Annotated in this window: 16 protein-coding genes; 12 read left to right on the top strand and 4 right to left on the bottom strand. The window is 69.9% G+C overall.

Translation table 11 applies throughout. The features are described 5' to 3' along the window. Positions 1–42 precede the first annotated feature (42 nt). Positions 43–846 carry an endonuclease/exonuclease/phosphatase family protein gene (locus Vqi01_RS05000; protein ID WP_239098206.1) on the top strand — a complete coding sequence of 268 codons (804 nt, stop codon included), beginning with the start codon at positions 43–45 and terminating at the stop codon, positions 844–846. A 30-nt stretch (positions 847–876) separates the two neighbouring features. On the opposite strand, the gene Vqi01_RS04995 is transcribed toward Vqi01_RS05000, so the two are convergent. Together Vqi01_RS04995 and Vqi01_RS04990 are read right to left on the bottom strand one after the other, a co-directional pair. Continuing rightward, on the bottom strand, positions 877–1,620 hold the full coding sequence (locus tag Vqi01_RS04995) for an SDR family NAD(P)-dependent oxidoreductase (RefSeq protein WP_204033302.1): 744 nt from the start codon (positions 1,618–1,620) through the stop codon (positions 877–879). 133 nt (positions 1,621–1,753) lie between these two features. Next, the gene (locus Vqi01_RS04990) at positions 1,754–2,440 is read right to left on the bottom strand and encodes a TetR/AcrR family transcriptional regulator (protein ID WP_204033301.1); all 687 of its coding nucleotides are present in this window, start codon (positions 2,438–2,440) and stop codon (positions 1,754–1,756) included. A gap of 147 nt (positions 2,441–2,587) precedes the next feature. Here Vqi01_RS04990 and Vqi01_RS04985 point away from each other — a divergent pair, with 147 nt between their 5' ends. From Vqi01_RS04985 to Vqi01_RS04970, 4 genes are all read left to right on the top strand, one after another. Further along, on the top strand, positions 2,588–2,875 hold the full coding sequence (locus Vqi01_RS04985; RefSeq protein ID WP_204033300.1) for a hypothetical protein: 288 nt from the start codon (positions 2,588–2,590) through the stop codon (positions 2,873–2,875). A 37-nt stretch (positions 2,876–2,912) separates the two neighbouring features. Continuing rightward, positions 2,913–3,650, top strand: a complete 738-nt coding sequence (locus Vqi01_RS04980; RefSeq protein ID WP_204033299.1) for an SDR family oxidoreductase — start codon at positions 2,913–2,915, stop codon at positions 3,648–3,650. Positions 3,651–3,932: 282 nt separating this feature from the next. After that, positions 3,933–5,243, top strand: a complete 1,311-nt coding sequence (locus tag Vqi01_RS04975; RefSeq protein ID WP_204033298.1) for a serine/threonine protein kinase — start codon at positions 3,933–3,935, stop codon at positions 5,241–5,243. Between the two features lie 115 nt (positions 5,244–5,358). Further along, complete coding sequence (locus tag Vqi01_RS04970; RefSeq protein ID WP_204033296.1) at positions 5,359–7,149, top strand: vWA domain-containing protein; 1,791 nt, start codon at positions 5,359–5,361, stop codon at positions 7,147–7,149. Here the strand turns inward: Vqi01_RS04970 and Vqi01_RS04965 are convergent. Further along, the gene (locus tag Vqi01_RS04965) at positions 7,136–7,765 is read right to left on the bottom strand and encodes an MFS transporter (protein ID WP_204033295.1); all 630 of its coding nucleotides are present in this window, start codon (positions 7,763–7,765) and stop codon (positions 7,136–7,138) included. The genes Vqi01_RS04970 and Vqi01_RS04965 overlap by 14 nt on opposite strands. Positions 7,766–7,946: 181 nt before the next feature. Between Vqi01_RS04965 and Vqi01_RS04960 the strand changes: the two genes are divergently transcribed. Genes Vqi01_RS04960 through Vqi01_RS04940 form a run of 5 tightly spaced genes read left to right on the top strand, consistent with a single transcriptional unit; the run spans position 7,947 to position 12,270 of the window. Next, on the top strand, positions 7,947–9,239 hold the full coding sequence (locus tag Vqi01_RS04960; RefSeq protein WP_239098190.1) for an MFS transporter: 1,293 nt from the start codon (positions 7,947–7,949) through the stop codon (positions 9,237–9,239). Then, the gene (locus tag Vqi01_RS04955) at positions 9,224–10,009 is read left to right on the top strand and encodes an SDR family NAD(P)-dependent oxidoreductase (RefSeq protein ID WP_204033294.1); all 786 of its coding nucleotides are present in this window, start codon (positions 9,224–9,226) and stop codon (positions 10,007–10,009) included. The genes Vqi01_RS04960 and Vqi01_RS04955 overlap by 16 nt, the downstream gene beginning before the upstream one ends. A gap of 13 nt (positions 10,010–10,022) precedes the next feature. Then, positions 10,023–10,841: an alpha/beta hydrolase gene (locus Vqi01_RS04950; protein ID WP_204033293.1), complete on the top strand. Its 819-nt coding sequence runs from the start codon at positions 10,023–10,025 to the stop codon at positions 10,839–10,841. Next, the gene (locus Vqi01_RS04945) at positions 10,838–11,356 is read left to right on the top strand and encodes a hypothetical protein (RefSeq protein WP_204033291.1); all 519 of its coding nucleotides are present in this window, start codon (positions 10,838–10,840) and stop codon (positions 11,354–11,356) included. Before Vqi01_RS04950 ends, Vqi01_RS04945 begins: the two co-directional genes overlap by 4 nt. Next, the gene (locus Vqi01_RS04940; protein WP_204033290.1) at positions 11,353–12,270 is read left to right on the top strand and encodes an MsnO8 family LLM class oxidoreductase; all 918 of its coding nucleotides are present in this window, start codon (positions 11,353–11,355) and stop codon (positions 12,268–12,270) included. Before Vqi01_RS04945 ends, Vqi01_RS04940 begins: the two co-directional genes overlap by 4 nt. Before the next feature lie 93 nt (positions 12,271–12,363). Here the strand turns inward: Vqi01_RS04940 and Vqi01_RS04935 are convergent, their stop codons facing one another. Beyond that, entirely contained in the window at positions 12,364–13,248 is an 885-nt protein-coding gene (locus tag Vqi01_RS04935; protein WP_204033289.1) for a helix-turn-helix transcriptional regulator, read from the bottom strand. Between the two features lie 119 nt (positions 13,249–13,367). On the opposite strand from Vqi01_RS04935, the gene Vqi01_RS04930 reads away from it, so the two are divergent. Continuing rightward, a complete protein-coding gene (locus Vqi01_RS04930; protein ID WP_204033288.1) occupies positions 13,368–14,813 on the top strand; it encodes an MFS transporter in 1,446 nt (481 codons plus the stop codon). 246 nt (positions 14,814–15,059) lie between these two features. Next, a complete protein-coding gene (locus Vqi01_RS04925; RefSeq protein WP_204033287.1) occupies positions 15,060–15,248 on the top strand; it encodes a hypothetical protein in 189 nt (62 codons plus the stop codon). Positions 15,249–15,350: the final 102 nt, after the last annotated feature.

Raw genomic sequence — 15,350 nt, 5'->3', positions numbered from 1 at the left:
TTCCATATGACCGCCATCTGATTACGCTCTGGTATGCGGGTGATGAGCTGGAACCTCTGGTGGCGCTTCGGGGGTGCCTGGCGCGAACGGGAGTCCGGGATCGTGGAGACCGTCCGCCAGGTCCGACCGGATCTGCTCGGCGTCGTGGAGACCTGGGCCGGCGAGGGCACGACGCAGGTCGCCCGGCTCGCCGACGAGCTGGGTGGCGACCTGGCGACCACCTTCGTACCGACCGCACTGCCCCCGGCGCCCGATCCGCCCGAGGAGCCGTCCCAGGCCGGCATCGAGGTCGGGATCGGCCTGCTCAGCCGATGGCCGATCACCTCCACCGAGGTGCACGAACTGCCGCACTCACAACGCGGCGGCCCGCCACCGACGGCGCTGCTGGCCACCGTTGCCCACCCGCTCGGACCGCTGCCGGTGATCGTCGCCTGCACGGAGTGGGAGCCGGTCTTCGCCGCCGATCACCTGGCGCAGGTCACCGCGCTCGCGGCGCTCGCCACCGAGCCCCGCCTCGACGGCGAACTGCCGGTGCTGCTGATCGGTGACCTGAACGCGGCGGTGGACCAGCCCGACCTGGCGCCGCTGCTCGACGTCATGATCGACACCTGGCCGGCGGGTGGCGGCGACCCGGCCGCGGTCACCCTCAGCTCCGCCGTGCCCGAGGCCCCGCTGGCCGCGGCGAAACAGCTCGACCGCCGCATCGACCACATCCTGGCCCGACCGGGTCGGGCCGGCGGGACGATCACCGTACGCCGGGCCTTCCTCGCCGGTGACCGATCCATCGACGGACGCTACCCGTCCGACCACTTCGCGGTCGTCGTCGACCTGGAACCGTCCGGGTGACTGACTCCGTTCGGGCTGCCGGGCGGAGGCTCAGGCCGTTGCGCCGCCGTCGACGGCGATCGACGCGCCGGTGATGTGCCGTCCGCCGTCGCCGACCAGGTGACTGACCGTGGCTGCCACGTCGGCCGGTGACGCGTACCGGCCGAGCGCGATGTGCGACCGCTGGGCATCCGCACCGGTGCTGTCGGCCGGGTTCATGTCGGTGTCGGTGGAGCCGGGCAGGATCAGGTTGACGGTGATCCCGCGCGGCCCGAGTTCACGGGCGAGCGCCCGGGTCAGGCCGTTGACGGCGCTCTTGGTCATGGCGTACGCGCTCACCCCGGGGGCCGGGACGCGGCTGGCGAAGCTGCTGCCGATGTTGACGATCCGCCCGCCCTCGCCCATGTGGCGTACCGCCGCCTGGGTGGTGAGATACACCCCGCGCACGTTCACCGCGACAGCCCGGTCAAGGTCGTCGAAGCTGACCGATTCGATCGGCCCGCCCGCGAACACACCGGCGTTGTTGACCAGGATGTCCAGACGCCCCAACTCAGCGACCGTCCGCTCCACCGCACCCACCACCGCCGCCGGGTCGGCGCTGTCCGCGCTGATCGCCAGACCAGTGCGCCCGTACGCCTCGATGTCGGCCACCACGGCCTTCGCGCTCGCCGCAGCAGCGCGGTAGGTGAACGCGACGTGAATGCCGTCCTCGGCCAGTCGTCGCGCGATGGCGGCACCGATACCACGGCTGCCACCCGTGACCAGGGCAACCCTGCCGGCACGTCGGACCATCATGTCGCAATCCTGACAGTCGACCCAGGACCTGGATCATGGGGGTCGCTCGCTGCTGGGCAAGCTCTGGGACGGGCAGCGGTCCCGCGCCCGAAGGCTGAGTGGGGTGTCGCCCCTCGACCGCGCCCGGCGCCGGTCACTGCTTGCTGATCCGCAGCAGCCATTCGTCGAGCAGGTTCCGTTCTGCCAGGGAGAGTGCGGCCGCGTCGTCGAGTGAGGCTCGCAGGGAGACCGCCGCGTTCGTCAACCCTCCGGCGGCGTCCGGCGGGGACTCGCTGGTGACCGCCGCCAGGACCGATTCCCTGGCCATCGACGACAGACCCAGGTCGCGCTGTTCTGGTGGTGTCGCGATCAGGGTGAGGGTCACGCCTTTGCCGGTGGCGTGGACGAACTGAGCAGCGCGCTCTTCACTGACCCGGAGGCGGCCGGCCTGGGCGATCCGCTTGACCCGGTAGGCGAGGAGTTCGGCGGCCTTGAGGGCCGCCGCGGGCTCCTGACCGGGACGCGCGTCACCGAAGATGAGGGTGTAGAGGGATGGCTGAGCCAGGCCGAACCCGACGTGCAGATCCCATCCGGCTCGCAGGTCCGCGACCGGGTCGTCGCTGTCCTGGATGGCCGACTTCTGCGCGAGGTAGGCGGTGAAGCCGTGGCTGGCGACCGCGTCGAGCAGGCCGCGCATGTCGCCGAAGAGCCGGTAGATCGTGGGCGTCTGAACACCGGCCGCCGCGCAGACCGCGCGGGTGGACACCGCGTCCCTGCCACCCTCGGCGAGCAGGGCCGCTGCTGACTCGATGATGCGATCCCGTGGAACCTTCGCGGCCATGACGGAAATGTACCTCCGGCCCTTTCTGCGGCTCGGTCAGCGGTGGATCACCCCGACATTAGCGCCGCTAACTTGTTTTCGCAGTCATCGCTATGGTTACATGGCTACCAAGAACATGTTAGCGGCACTAACATGGAGGTGGAGTCGATGGCCGTCATCCTCGTGACCGGCGCCGCGACCTGCACGTCATCGAACTGGACGTCACCGCTCGAGACGGTGATCGTGATGCCGGGGGCGATCACCGAGGGCACCGAGCACTTCGCGAATGCCAGCCGGGCCAGCGATCAGGAAGTCGCCGCGGCGTACGCGGACCTGGACCCGCTCGTCGAACGCAACCACGAGGCCACCGCCGGGCTGCTGAGGCATCCGCCGATGGCGGCCGGCGTGGTCGGCCGGCTGGGCTTCGCCGACCTGCTGAACCCGGCCCGGCACTGATCCACCGAGCACCTCCCACTGAACCAGGAGTGCCACCATGACCAGCAACAACAACCGTGTCGCGATCGTCACCGGCGGTTCCCGGGGGATCGGCCGGGCCGTCGCCGAACGGCTCGTCGCCGACGGGCAGCACGTCGTGATCGCGTACGCCGGTAACGAGACCGCGGCCAAGGCCACGGTCGGGGCGATCGAGAACGCCGGCGGACACGGCGTCGCCGTACGGGCCGATGTGGCCGACGAGGCTGCGGTCACCGCACTGTTCGACACCGCCGAGCAGCGGTTCGGCGGTGTGGACGTCGTCGTCAATGCCGCCGGGATCATGATCCTCAAGCCGATCGTGGATCTCGATCTCGACGAGTTCGACCGGATGCACCGCACCAACGTTCGGGGCACGTTCGTGGTCGCGCGGGAGGCAGCCGGTCGGCTGCGCCCCGGCGGCACCCTGATCAACTTCTCCACCTCGGTCACCCGGGCGAAGCTGCCGACCTACGCGGCCTACGCGGCGAGCAAGGCCGCCGTGGAGGCGCTCGGTCCGATCCTGGCCAAGGAGTTGCGCGGCCGCGACATCACCGTCAACACCGTGGCGCCCGGCCCCACGGCCACCGAACTGTTCCTAAAGGACAAGAGCGACGAGCTGATCAAGACCATCGCCGGGCAGAACCCGATGGGTCGCCTCGGCCGGGGAGAGGACATCGCCGAGGTGGTGTCCCTGCTCGCCGGTGCCGGCCGCTGGATCAACGGCCAGACCCTGTTCGTCAACGGCGGCGCCTTCTGAGACGAAAAAGGCCGTCTCCACCACGGGAAACGGCCTTTGAGCGGGGTGGAGCTGAGGGGATTTGAACCCTGACCCCCTCGATGCGAACGAGGTGGTTACCCATCTATCGACGGTAGCAAGATCGCCCGATCCGGACTGACATGCTGTTCAGAGGCAACAACTGAGTGCCGCTCAGTGCCGGCCGATGAGGCTCCATGAGGCCTCGTCAGGGCCGGCGAGGGCATGGCACCATGACCTCTGTACCACGCCGAGTGGAGCGGGACAGACGCTGATGGAGTCGGGATGACAGAACTGACCCGTGGCCCGCTGCCGGGGCTGACCCCGTTGTGGACCCACGACCCCACGGTTGCCGGCCCGTACCGACTGTTGGGCCGTGTCGGATCGGGCGGCCAGGGGGTGGTGTACCTCGGCGAGGACGAGGCGGGGGACCGGGTCGCGGTCAAGATGATCAACATTGATCTACGCGATGCCCGGGCCCGGTCCCAGTTCATGAAGGAGATCGCCGCGGCCCGGCGGGTCGCCCCCTTCTGTACCGCCCAGGTCCTCTTCGCCGAGGTCGACGGGGAGCGCCCCTACGTGGTCAGCGAGTTCATCGAGGGACCGACCCTGTACCGGCAGGTTCGGGAGACCGGCCCGGTCGCCGGTAACGCCCTGCACCGGCTCGCCGTGGGCATCGCCACCGCCCTCACCGCGATCCACCGCTCCGAGGTGGTGCACTGTGACCTGAAGCCGGAAAACGTCGTGCTCGGCCGGGACGGTCCCCGCGTCATTGACTTCGGTATCGCCCGCGCCCTGGGAGTCACCGAGACGGCGACCAGCCAGGTGGTGGGTACCGCCGCCTACATGGCGCCGGAGCGGTTCCGCAACGATCCGATCGGCCCGGCCTGCGACGTCTTCGCCTGGGCGGCGACGATCGCCTTCGCTGCGGGGGCCCGGCCGCCCTTCGGCAACGATTCTCTCTTCGCGGTGATGCACCGGGTGCTCAACGAGCCCCCGGACCTCCCGTCCCTGCCGGTGGGGCTCGACGGTCTCGTCCGGGAGTGCCTAGCCAAGGACCCGACCGACCGGCCGGTGGCCGAACAGGTGCTGATGCGGCTGCTCGGGCAGGACATCCGGGTCGCCGGGCCGGTGCGGCCCAACACCGCCTTGGAGGTGGGGCAGGAGACCGCCGGCGCCCCGACGCCCGACCAGCCTCTTCCCCTGCCTTCCCGCACCCCGACGGTCCCGGTCACCCGGACCGCTCCGGTCGGTCCGCCGACCCTGGTCGCCGCAACTCCGGGAACCACGGCCGTGTTGGGCACCGGGATCGACCCGGGGTCGGGCGCGGCGACCATACCGGTGGGTCCGTCGCCCGTCCTCGGGGATCCCACCGCCTCGGTCGGGGGCTTCGGCCATCGGCTGCGTCGTGAGGCCACCGACGCCGGGGGCATCTCGACCGCGATCTTTCTCGGTTCGGTGGGCGCCGCCGCCGGCTACCTCGCCTCCGATGCGGTGCCGCAGGCCGGGGTGACCGGGGCGGCCACCTTCGTGGTGGTGTACGGGGTTCGGCTGCTGCTCGCCACGATGCTCGGAGGTCGACCCGACCGTCCCTGACCGTGCTGGGCCCTGGCCGCGTCGACGCCGACCCGGGCCGGGATGGCGGGCGGGAGCGGGTGGCTCGGGACCGATAGGTTTGCGGTCTCCCGTTGAGCACTGAGGAGGAGCCTTGATGGCCTCAGCCCCGACGCGTACCCGGAAGTGGTTGCCCTACGCTGCCTCAGTCAGCGCAGGGCTGGTGGTGATCGCGGGAGCCGTCGTCCTCGGGCAGCGGGAGGCAACGCCCACCGGGCAGGACCGTCCGGAGTGCACCGTCGCCCTGGAGGTCAACTCCTCCACGGAGAAGGCCGCCCTGCTCATCGAGTTGGCCGAGGGCTACAACGACAGTCGACGTTCCCTCCCCGGTGGGGGTTGCGCCCGGGTCCACGTGTCCCGCCTCAACTCGGGGGAGGCCACCGATGCCCTGGCTATCGGGTGGCGGGGTACCAACCTGCCGGAGCCCCACGTCTGGCTGCCGACTTCGAGCCTGTGGACCGGTCAGCTCCGGCTGCTGGACCGGGCCGCCGGCCGAGAGCCGCAGACCCCCGACGACTACCCCTCGATCGCGAACAGCCCCCTGGTGATCGCAATGCCCCAGCAGAAGGGGGAGTTGGTCCGCCAGCAGGGACCCCTGGGCTGGGGGGAGATTCTCGGCCTCTCCGGGCGCGAGGGGTGGGCTGGCTTCGGCAAACCGGAGTGGGGGCGGTTCACCTTCGGCAAGGACAACCCGAACCTGTCCACCTCTGGGCTGGCGGCGACCATCGCCACCTACTATGCCGCCGCGCAGCGGTCCAGCGACCTGACGCGTGCCGACCTCGCTGATCCGGCGGTGACCCAGTTCGTCCGGCGCATCGAGGCGAACGTGTCGCACTACAGCGACGACTCGGTGGAGCTGCTGCGGGACCTCGCCGAGGCCGACCTGGCTCGCGATGGGAAGGGCTCGGGTCACATGAGTGCCATGGTGCTCCAGGAGGAACTGGTCTACCTCTACAACGAGGGCAGGCTGAGCCCACGGCGCGACGGCCAGGAACAGGGGGCCCGTCCCCGCGTACCCCTGGTCGCCGTTCATCCGAAGGAGGGAACCTTCAACCTGGACCACCCGTTCGTGGTGCTCCCCTCCGCCGACGAGCAGCAGCGGGCGGCGGCGGCCGACCTCCTAGCCTATCTAACCGAGGACGCCCAGCAGGAGAGGTTCGCCCGCCTCGGGTTCCGGGACCACGAGCGGCGGGCCTCGGCGGCGCTGCTGGCCAGCGTGGGGGCCGAGCCGCCGGGCGGGTTGACCTACTTCAGCCCGCCGGAACCCGAGGTGGTCAAGGCGATGCTGGACGGGTGGAGCATCCTGCGCAAGAAGGCCAACGTGCTGATCGCCCTGGACACCTCCGGGTCGATGAAGGCGGCGGTCGGGGACCGGACCCGGTTCCAGGTGGCCTCGACGGCGGCGGGCAAGGGGCTGGCTCTGCTCAACTCCGAGGATCGGGTGGGGCTCTGGTCCTTCTCCTCGGAGACCCGCCGGCGGCCGGACCGGCCGTACCAGGAGGAGGTCCCGCTCGGCGACTTCGACCAGAAACGCCTCACCAGTCGGATCGCCAACCTGCACGTCGACGGGGGTACCGCGCTCTACACCACCGTGCGGGCCGCCCACCAACACCTGGTCGACCGCTACGACCCGGAGCGCATCAACGCGGTGGTGGTGCTGACCGACGGCAAGAACGAGTACAGCCCCGACAACGACCTGGCCAAGCTGCTCGCCGACATCGAGCTGAACCCCCAGCGCCCGGTGAAGGTGTTCTGCATCGCCTTCGACCGGGATTCGGACTTCGCCACCCTGGACAAGATCGCCAAGGCATCCTCGGGAAAGGCATTCGACGCCACCGACCCGACGAAGATCGACGACGCCTTCGTGAAGCTGGTCAGCAGCTTCTGACCCTCCCCGGCACGGTCTTGCTCGACCTCAACACCGTGAACACGGGCTGTCTCGCGGTGGTGTCCAGCCGCGGGAGGGTTCGTGCGCGCAGAGTGAGCGCGGTCATGCTGAGCAGTCCGATGAGTACGACGAAGCCCATCGTGGCTCGCCAGCTGAGGTCCTGCCCGATCAGCATCCCGACCGGTACGCCCGCGACGGTCCCGGCGGAGAGCCCGAAGGCCACCAGTGACATCGCCCGGCCACGCTCGTGCTCACCGACCATCGCCGCGGCCGTGGCAGTGGCGACCGCGGTCAGAATGCCCGCGCCGGCGCCGGTGATCACGCGGGAGGCAAGGAACACCGTGACGTCGGGGGCGAGCATCGTGATGAGGTTCCCGAGGTTGAACACGCCCAGGGCGATCAGGATCGCCCGCGCCGTGCTCCCGCGCGTCAACCGCCCGAACAGCAGCGGGCCGGCGACGGCGTACGCGGCGGTGAAGGCTGTGACCCCAAGGCCGACCATCGCCACGGTGGTGGCCAGGCTGGTGGCGATCTGTGGGAGGACTCCCGCGACGACGTAGACGTCGATGCCGAGGGCAATGGCGGCCACGGTGAGGGGCCAGACCTTGCGGATCACGCGTCCTCCTCGTCCACCCCCATCGACACCGCCATGCCCAGCGGGTGGGCTGCGCGCGACCTCTTGCCTGTCCCTGTGAGTGCTAGGCAATTGAGGGTTCTGGCTGCACTGGTGCCGCCCGAGCAGGGTGGATGCATGGCCGGTTCCGCAAGGTCAACGCCCGGCTGTGACACCAGATTCGTTGAGAGAGAAGCAGCGCATGGCAAGCCCAGTTCAGCCCGCAACACACTCCGAGCCGGCGCCTGTCGCGCGTCGCGGGACCGGGCCGGCGCTGTTCGCTCTGAGCCTGGGCGGGTTCGGCATCGGGCTGACCGAGTTCATCATCGCGGGCCTGTTGACCGAAGTGTCCGGTGATCTGAGCGTCTCGATCAGCCAGGCCGGCCATCTCGTCGGCGGCTACGCGCTCGCGGTCGTACCCGGGGCGCTCCTTCTCACCCCGTTGCTGATGCGCAGGCCGCCGAAGTACGCGCTGGCCGTGTTGCTGGGGTTCTTCATCGTCGGGAACGTGCTCTCGGCGTGGGCACCCGGGTTCGGGGTGATGCTGATGGGGCGGATCATCGCGGCACTCGCGCATGGCGGCTACTTCGGCATCGGCGCGGTCCTCGCCGCGTCCCTGGTCCCGGCGTCGAAGAGAGCGTCGGCGGTCGCGGCCTTGTTCGCGGGGTTGACGATCGCGAACGTGCTCGGCGTCCCCGCCGGGGCGCTGGTGGGTCAGCAGTTGGGCTGGCGGGCGGTGTTCTGGATCATCAGCCTCATCGGACTGATCGCTCTCGCGGGGCTGGTCGCACTGGTGCCGCGGACTGAACCCGAGCAGGGCCAGCTGCCCATCGCCGCGCAGTTCCGTGCGCTGGTACGCCCCCAGGTGCTCGCGTCACTGGCCGCGGCGGCGCTGGTGTTCGGTGGCATGTTCGGCGTGTTCACGTTCATCGAGCCGCTGCTGCGCGAGGTCACCGGATATTCCACGGCGGCGGTTCCGTGGCTGCTGGTGATCTTCGGCGCCGGACTGTTCGTCGGGAACATCGTGGGCGGGAAGGCCGCCGACCGTAACCCTGACAACGCGGTGCTGGTCCTGGTGATCCTGCTGCCGATCGTGATTCTGGCTCTCGGCGCGGTCGCGGCCTTTCCGGTACCGGTCGCGATCGTGTTGTTCCTGCTCGGCGCGGTCGGATTCGCGACCGTCCCGGGGTTGCAGGCGCGGGTAATACGGCACGCGACCGGGGCGGCGACGCTCGCTTCTGCGACCAACATCGCCGCGTTCAACCTCGGCAACACCATCGGCGTCAGCCTCGCCGGCGCCGCGATCGCGGCCGGTTGCGGGCTGCGCAGCCCGACGATCACCAGTACTGCGGTCACCCTCATCGGTCTGGCCATCATCGTGGCCGCCCGTCTTCGCGCACGCCGCACCCCTGACCCCGTCGTTTCCTCGACCTCCACCTCCGTAGCCAAAGGGAACCCCTCATGGATCTCGATTTGAACAACCTCGTCGTCATCGTCACCGGCGGCACCAGCGGCATCGGCCTGGCCACCGTTCACGCCCTCGCCGCCGAAGGAGCCCACCCGGTCGCCGTCGCCCGCCATACCCCCGACGACGGGACACTCCCCGAGAGCGCGGACTTCCTCACCGCGGACCTCGCCGACCCGGACGCAGCCACCTGGCTTGTGCAGCAGACGCTCGATCGGCATGGCCGGATCGACGGGCTGGTGAACAACGCGGCCCTGTTCGAAACGCGCGATTCGTTCGCCGCGATCGACGACGAGCTGTGGACCTCGACCTTCGAACTCAACGTCCTCGCGGTGGCGCGTCTCACCCGTGCGGTCTTCCCCGCCCTGCACGCTGCCGGGGGCGGGAGCATCGTGCATCTGGGCAGCGAGGCGGCTCGGATGCCCGACCCGACTATGGCCGCGTATGCGGCCTCGAAAGCGGCGGTGCTGTCGCTGTCGAAGTCGCTGGCGATCGAGTACAGCCCGACAGGTATTCGCTCGAACGTGGTCTCGCCCGGCCCGACCCGCACCGCCTTGTTCGACGCTCCGGGCGGGTTCGCCGACCAGCTCGCTGCCCGCTTCACCACCGACCCGAATAGCGCGGTTGACCGGTTCATCCGGGAGGAGCGCCGTCTGCCGACCGGCAGGATCGGCGCACCGGATGATGTCGCCACGGTCATCACCTATCTGCTCTCGCCGCGGGCGGGGCAGGTGACCGGTGCGGAGTGGGCCGTCGACGGCGGCGCGCTCCGCCAAATCTGAAGGGGACCCCCTGATGCTCACCGACACAGGCACGGGCGCCGTGATCCGTACGAGCCTCGCCCAGGTCACCGCCGTCGACGGGGCGCGAGTGCCGCTGCTTGTGCACCGTCCGGCCGCCCCGCGCGGCTGGCTGGTGTGGGCGCACGGCGGCTCCTGGCAGCACGGCTCCGCCCGCGCCTGGGCTCCGATCACCGCCCAGCTCGCGGCGCAGTCGGGGTGGGCCGTGGTCTCGGTCGACTACCGGCTCGCGCCGGCACATCGGTTCCCGGCCGCCGTCCTCGACATGCTCGCCGCCCTCGACTGGACCCGGCAGCAGACGACAGACCTTTCGGCAGTCGTCGGGGGCGACAGCGCCGGCGGGACGATCGCGGCTCTCGCGGCTTTGGCGTACCGCGACACCGGGGACCCGGTACCGGCCCAGGTCCTCGCGTACCCGCCGCTGGACCCGGACTGCACCGGCCCGTCCTATGGCGCTGATCCGGGGGCGTTCCCGCCGCGGGCTGACCTGCGTACGGCCTGGCGACTCTGGCTCGGACCCGACACCCCGCACCACGCAGTTCCTGCGACGCCGCTGCACGCGGGAAACCTAGCTGGGCTGTCGCCGGTCGCACTGATCGTCGGCGACGAGGATCCCGTCCGCGACGACGCAACCGCGTATGCCGACCGGCTCCGGGCCGACGGCGTTCCGAGGAGCCTGCGAGTGCTCCCCGGCGTCGGCCACGCCGACCTCCTGAACCCCGCCGGCCGGGTGCTTCCCGCCGTGACCGCCGCACTGTCCACGCTCACCACCGATTCCCGAACGACCCCACCCACGAAAAGACCCGTGTCATGACCACGACGACCCCTGCACCGCTGGACGCGCTGACCCGCCACTTCACAGACCTGCGCGATGGCGATCATTTCGGGCAGGTGACGCGCACCGGCAAGGAGTCCGCGTTCACCGAAGCCGCCCAGCTCCTCGACGCACCAGCCCGGCGGGTACTCGCCGAGTTCAACGCCCACCTGCTCGCAGACACCGGCCGGATCGATGCGACCGGCCTGCACCGCGACCAGCGCGGCGGGCTGATCGCCTCGTGGCTGCTGACCTGGCCCGAACAGCGCGCCGCCGGCCTGGCCCCGATCAGCCTGATCGCGACCTACGGGGCCGGGTTCCATCACCCGCACCTGTGTGGCGCGACCGTCGGCGAGTGGCCGCTGAACGTCGCCGAACCCGCGCATGCCGAGGAGCTGGTGCCGGTGCTGCGCACCATCGCCGCCGGGGACATCCACAACCTCGTCTTCCAGGTCGGCGGCGACTGGCGCATCATCCCCGCCCTCCACCCGGCGACCGAACGGCGGTCGGCATGAGGGTCTCGATCCTCGATCAGGTGCCGCTCACCGAGCACACCCCCACCCGCTCCGATGCCGTCGCTGCCGGGCTCCGGCTCGCGCAGGAAGCCGAGGCGCTGGGGTACCACCGCATCTGGTTCGCCGAGCACCACCACTCGGCCTCGTTCGCCAGCCCCGCCCCGGAGATGATGACCGCCCTCGCGCTGGAACGCACCGCCCGCATCCGGGTCGGCACCGGCGGCATCCTCCTGCCGCTGTACCCGGTGCAAAAAGTGATCGAGGTGATGGGCCTGCTCGGTCAGGCGCACGGCGACCGCGTCGATACCGGCATCGGACGCGCGAACCTCGACGACCCCGACTACGGAGAGAAGATCGACGCGCTCACCCGGGAACTCGGCACCCTCCACCAGCCCGTGCCCGGCGAGCCCACCGGGCGGGTGTGGGTGCTCGGCGCAGGCGGCTCCACCGCACCCCTGGCCGGGAGCACCGGTGCAGGGTATGCGCACGGGCACTTCTTCGTGCCCCGGGGCGGCGAGACCGCCACCGCCGCCTACCGGGACGCCGCGACCGCAGCCGGGCATCAGTCGCAGACGGTGCTCGCGGTGCGGGCGATCACCGCCGAGACTGCCGAACGGGCTCAAGGGCTGGCGGATTCGATGCTGCTGTGGCGCGCCCGCAAAGACCTCGGCCACGACGGCCCGATCCCATCGGTCGAAACCACGCAGTCGTACGTGTGGAGCGATCAGGAGCGCACCCGCGCGAAGGCACGATCCCAGGCGATCATCACCGGCACCCCCGACCAGGTGGCCGAAACCATCGCGCACCTCGCCCACACCCACGGGGCCGACGAGGTCATGATCAACACCCTCACCAGCGACCCCGACGACCGGCACACTTCCTACCAGCTGCTCGCCGAACGACTCATCACCTAGCCGCCCCAGAACAGAGAAGCGCTCCGCAGGCCGTTCCTGCGGAGCGCTTTCGTCCGTCTGCTGGCCGTGCGACTCGGGGCGGCCGAGTTCGGGTCAGGTGGCCGAGGTGAGCAACCGGAGGGCGGCGAAGGAGGCGCTGCCGGGTTCGGCGGTGTGGGTGAGGATGCGCTGCCCGTTGCCCTCGGGCAGGTGCAGCACCTCGTAACCCAGGGTCAGTTCGCCGACCTCGGGGTGACGGAACCGCTTCGCGCCGCTCGTGCACAGCCGCACATCGTGCCCAGCCCACAGCTGCGCGAACTCCGGGCTGCGCATCGACAGCTCACCGACCAGCTCGGCCAGGCGGCGATCGTCGGCGAACTGCGCCGCCACGTACCGCAGCGATGCGACCGCGAGCGCGGCCTCATCAGCCCAATCGACGTACAGGTCGCGGGTGTGCTCGTCCAGGAACAGCAGCTTCATCTGGTTCGGGCGATCCTCCACCTGTGAGGGGGCGTCGCAGTCCAGATGCCCGGCCAGCAGCAGGTGGCCGGCACGGTTCCAGGCCAGGATGTCGTTGAAACGGCCCAGCAGCACCGCGGGCACGTCGCCCATCGAGTGCAGCAGCTGTTTCGCGCCGGGCTTGGCGACCTCGGGCTGCCAGGCGCGGGGCCGCTGCGGTGGTGCCGGATGCGCCAGCGCATACAGGTGCGCCCGCTCATCCGCATCCAGCTGCAGGGCTCTGGCAAGAGCATCGATGATCGAATCGGACGCGTTCTGCGACTGCCCCTGCTCCAGACGAGTCAGATAGGTCACCGACACTCCGGCCAGCTGCGCGAGTTCTTCACGGCGCAGACCCGGCACGCGGCGGCGGCCATAGGAATTGACGCCGGCCTCGTCAGGGGTGATCCGGTCGCGACGCGAGCGCAGGAACTCGCCCAGCTCGGTCACCGGACCATCCGCACTCACGTTGATCGATGCTGCGAAGTTCGGTACCGCCATGCCCTCCATTGTCGCTCAGCCCATCGAGCGGAGCCTGACCCTGCCAGTGCTAGACACGTCCAGGCCACGCAGACCGGGGCTCTGGCTACCCCCCTGGCCACCCCGCGAATCTGGATGGCATGAGCAGAATCGACACCTCAGACCCATCACCAACCCCCACCAGCACCAGCACTCCCGCGTCGGGTGAGCGGTTCACCGGGACGCAGAAGATCGCCATGGCGGTCCTGCTGACAGCGAACTTCACCCTCGCCGTGGACTTCTCCATCCTCAACGTCGCCCTCCCGCACATCGGGCACGAACTCGGTTTCGCCACCGGGGCGCTGCAATGGATCGTCACCGCGTTCGCGCTGTGCGCAGCCGGGTTCACGCTCTTCTTCGGCCGGGTCGCCGACCTGTTCGGCCGCAAGCGGCTGTTCCTCATCGGCATCGTCCTGCTCGGAATCTCCTCCCTCGCCGGCGGCCTCGCCACCGAACCCGCCCTGCTGCTGACCGCCCGGGTCGGGCAGGGCATCGCCACCGCGATGGTCACCCCCGCCGCCCTGTCGCTGATGACCACGATGTTCCCCGAAGGCCCCGCCCGCTCCCGCGCCCTCGGCCTCAACGGCGCGCTCATGGCCGCCGGATTCACCGCCGGCGCCGTCCTCGGCGGCGTCCTAACCGGCACCGTCTCCTGGCGGTGGGCGTTCTTCATCAACGTCGTCGTCGCCCTCGCCGTCATCCTCATCGCCCCGTTCGTGCTCCGCGAACCCACCACCGACGGCCGCCGCCCGCGCCTGGACGTGCCGGGCGCGATCCTCATCACTCTCGCCCTGGTCGCGCTCGTATTCGGCATCGACACCGCCGGCCACAACGGCTGGGCCCACCCCGGAACCTGGGGACCACTGCTGGCCGCGATCATCCTGTTCGTCGTGTTCCTCGCCGTCGAGTCCCGCGTCACCGAACCCCTCATCGCCCCCACGCTCTTGAAGCGCCGCAACATCGCGTGGGGCAACTTCGCGGGCCTGCTCGCGTTCGCGACCGAAACCTCGCTGGTGTTCCTGCTGACCCTGTACCTGCAAGAGGTCCTCGGCTACACCGCCGTCACCGCCGGCCTCATCCTCGGCGTCCTCGGCATCGGCACCGTCATCGGTGGACTCATCGCCCCGAAGATCATCGGCAAGACCAACTCCAAGGCCGCGATCATCATCGGATTCATCGTCCAGGCCGCCGCAACCCTGCCGCTCGCGTTCGTCTCCGACAGCCGCAGCTGGCTGATCCCGCTGCTGATCGTCACCTTCATCGGCGGCGTGGCGAACCTCGTCGCCATCGTCGGCTACACCGTCACCTCCACCGCCGGAGTCCCCGCCGACCAGCAGGGCCTCGCCACCGGACTGGTCACGATGAGCCAGCAGGTCGGCATCGCCCTGGGCACCCCGCTGATGTCCGCGATCGCCGTCAGCGTCACCGCCGCGACCCTGCTGCCCGGCCTCCAACTCGCCATCGGCATCAACGCCGCCATGGCACTGGCCGCAGCACTCCTGGTCACCCTGTTCCTGAAACTCCCCAATGCCAACCGCGCAGCGTGACAAGGACCCGGGGTGCGGCATGGTCACCGGCGATCACCGCCATGCCACGCCCCGGGCCGTGGAGGTTCGGAGCACGACTCGTTTCGAACCGATCATCGCCCGAAGCTCGGCCCTGCACCGCATGATCGAGTCCCTCGCCCACAACTGTGTGAAGCTCGTCTTCGTGCGCGGCGGGTCGGCGATCCTGCACAGTGAGTTCGTGAGCAGCCGGTTAAAGTCGGCGACCTCGTTCTGCTCGGAGCAAACGTGCTCTGCGGGGCAGAGCCCGAAGGCCGTCTCACCGTCACGACGATCTACGCAGATACCGACTATCTGCTCGATCAACTGTTCTGGCAGTACGCGGATGTGCTCCGCGACCGGCTCGACGCCCAATCACTGGCCGAAAGCCTTACACCGAACCGGCACAAATCCTGCGGCTGGGCGAAGAACGGCTGAGGGTATTGAGGCCGTGGCTGGACGAACTTGTCACGCTGAGCGTCAGCAGAGCCGGTCGTGAAAGGTTCCATCGGGTCCAAGCGTTATGGTTCTCCGTGCTCG

This window comes from Micromonospora qiuiae (assembly GCF_016863555.1).
In the GTDB taxonomy this organism is placed as follows: Bacteria; Actinomycetota; Actinomycetes; order Mycobacteriales; family Micromonosporaceae; genus Micromonospora; species Micromonospora qiuiae.
The sequence above is the reverse complement of the archived record's forward strand: the minus strand, read 5'-3'. Positions and strand labels throughout refer to the sequence as shown.

Coding starts and splice junctions, on each gene's coding strand:
- Vqi01_RS05000 (WP_239098206.1), top strand. CDS start 43: ATGAGCTGGAACCTCTGGTGGCGCTTCGGGGGTGCCTGGCGCGAACGG.
- Vqi01_RS04995 (WP_204033302.1), bottom strand. CDS start 1,620: ATGATGGTCCGACGTGCCGGCAGGGTTGCCCTGGTCACGGGTGGCAGC.
- Vqi01_RS04990 (WP_204033301.1), bottom strand. CDS start 2,440: ATGGCCGCGAAGGTTCCACGGGATCGCATCATCGAGTCAGCAGCGGCC.
- Vqi01_RS04985 (WP_204033300.1), top strand. CDS start 2,588: ATGGCCGTCATCCTCGTGACCGGCGCCGCGACCTGCACGTCATCGAAC.
- Vqi01_RS04980 (WP_204033299.1), top strand. CDS start 2,913: ATGACCAGCAACAACAACCGTGTCGCGATCGTCACCGGCGGTTCCCGG.
- Vqi01_RS04975 (WP_204033298.1), top strand. CDS start 3,933: ATGACAGAACTGACCCGTGGCCCGCTGCCGGGGCTGACCCCGTTGTGG.
- Vqi01_RS04970 (WP_204033296.1), top strand. CDS start 5,359: ATGGCCTCAGCCCCGACGCGTACCCGGAAGTGGTTGCCCTACGCTGCC.
- Vqi01_RS04955 (WP_204033294.1), top strand. CDS start 9,224: ATGGATCTCGATTTGAACAACCTCGTCGTCATCGTCACCGGCGGCACC.
- Vqi01_RS04950 (WP_204033293.1), top strand. CDS start 10,023: ATGCTCACCGACACAGGCACGGGCGCCGTGATCCGTACGAGCCTCGCC.
- Vqi01_RS04945 (WP_204033291.1), top strand. CDS start 10,838: ATGACCACGACGACCCCTGCACCGCTGGACGCGCTGACCCGCCACTTC.
- Vqi01_RS04940 (WP_204033290.1), top strand. CDS start 11,353: ATGAGGGTCTCGATCCTCGATCAGGTGCCGCTCACCGAGCACACCCCC.
- Vqi01_RS04935 (WP_204033289.1), bottom strand. CDS start 13,248: ATGGCGGTACCGAACTTCGCAGCATCGATCAACGTGAGTGCGGATGGT.
- Vqi01_RS04930 (WP_204033288.1), top strand. CDS start 13,368: ATGAGCAGAATCGACACCTCAGACCCATCACCAACCCCCACCAGCACC.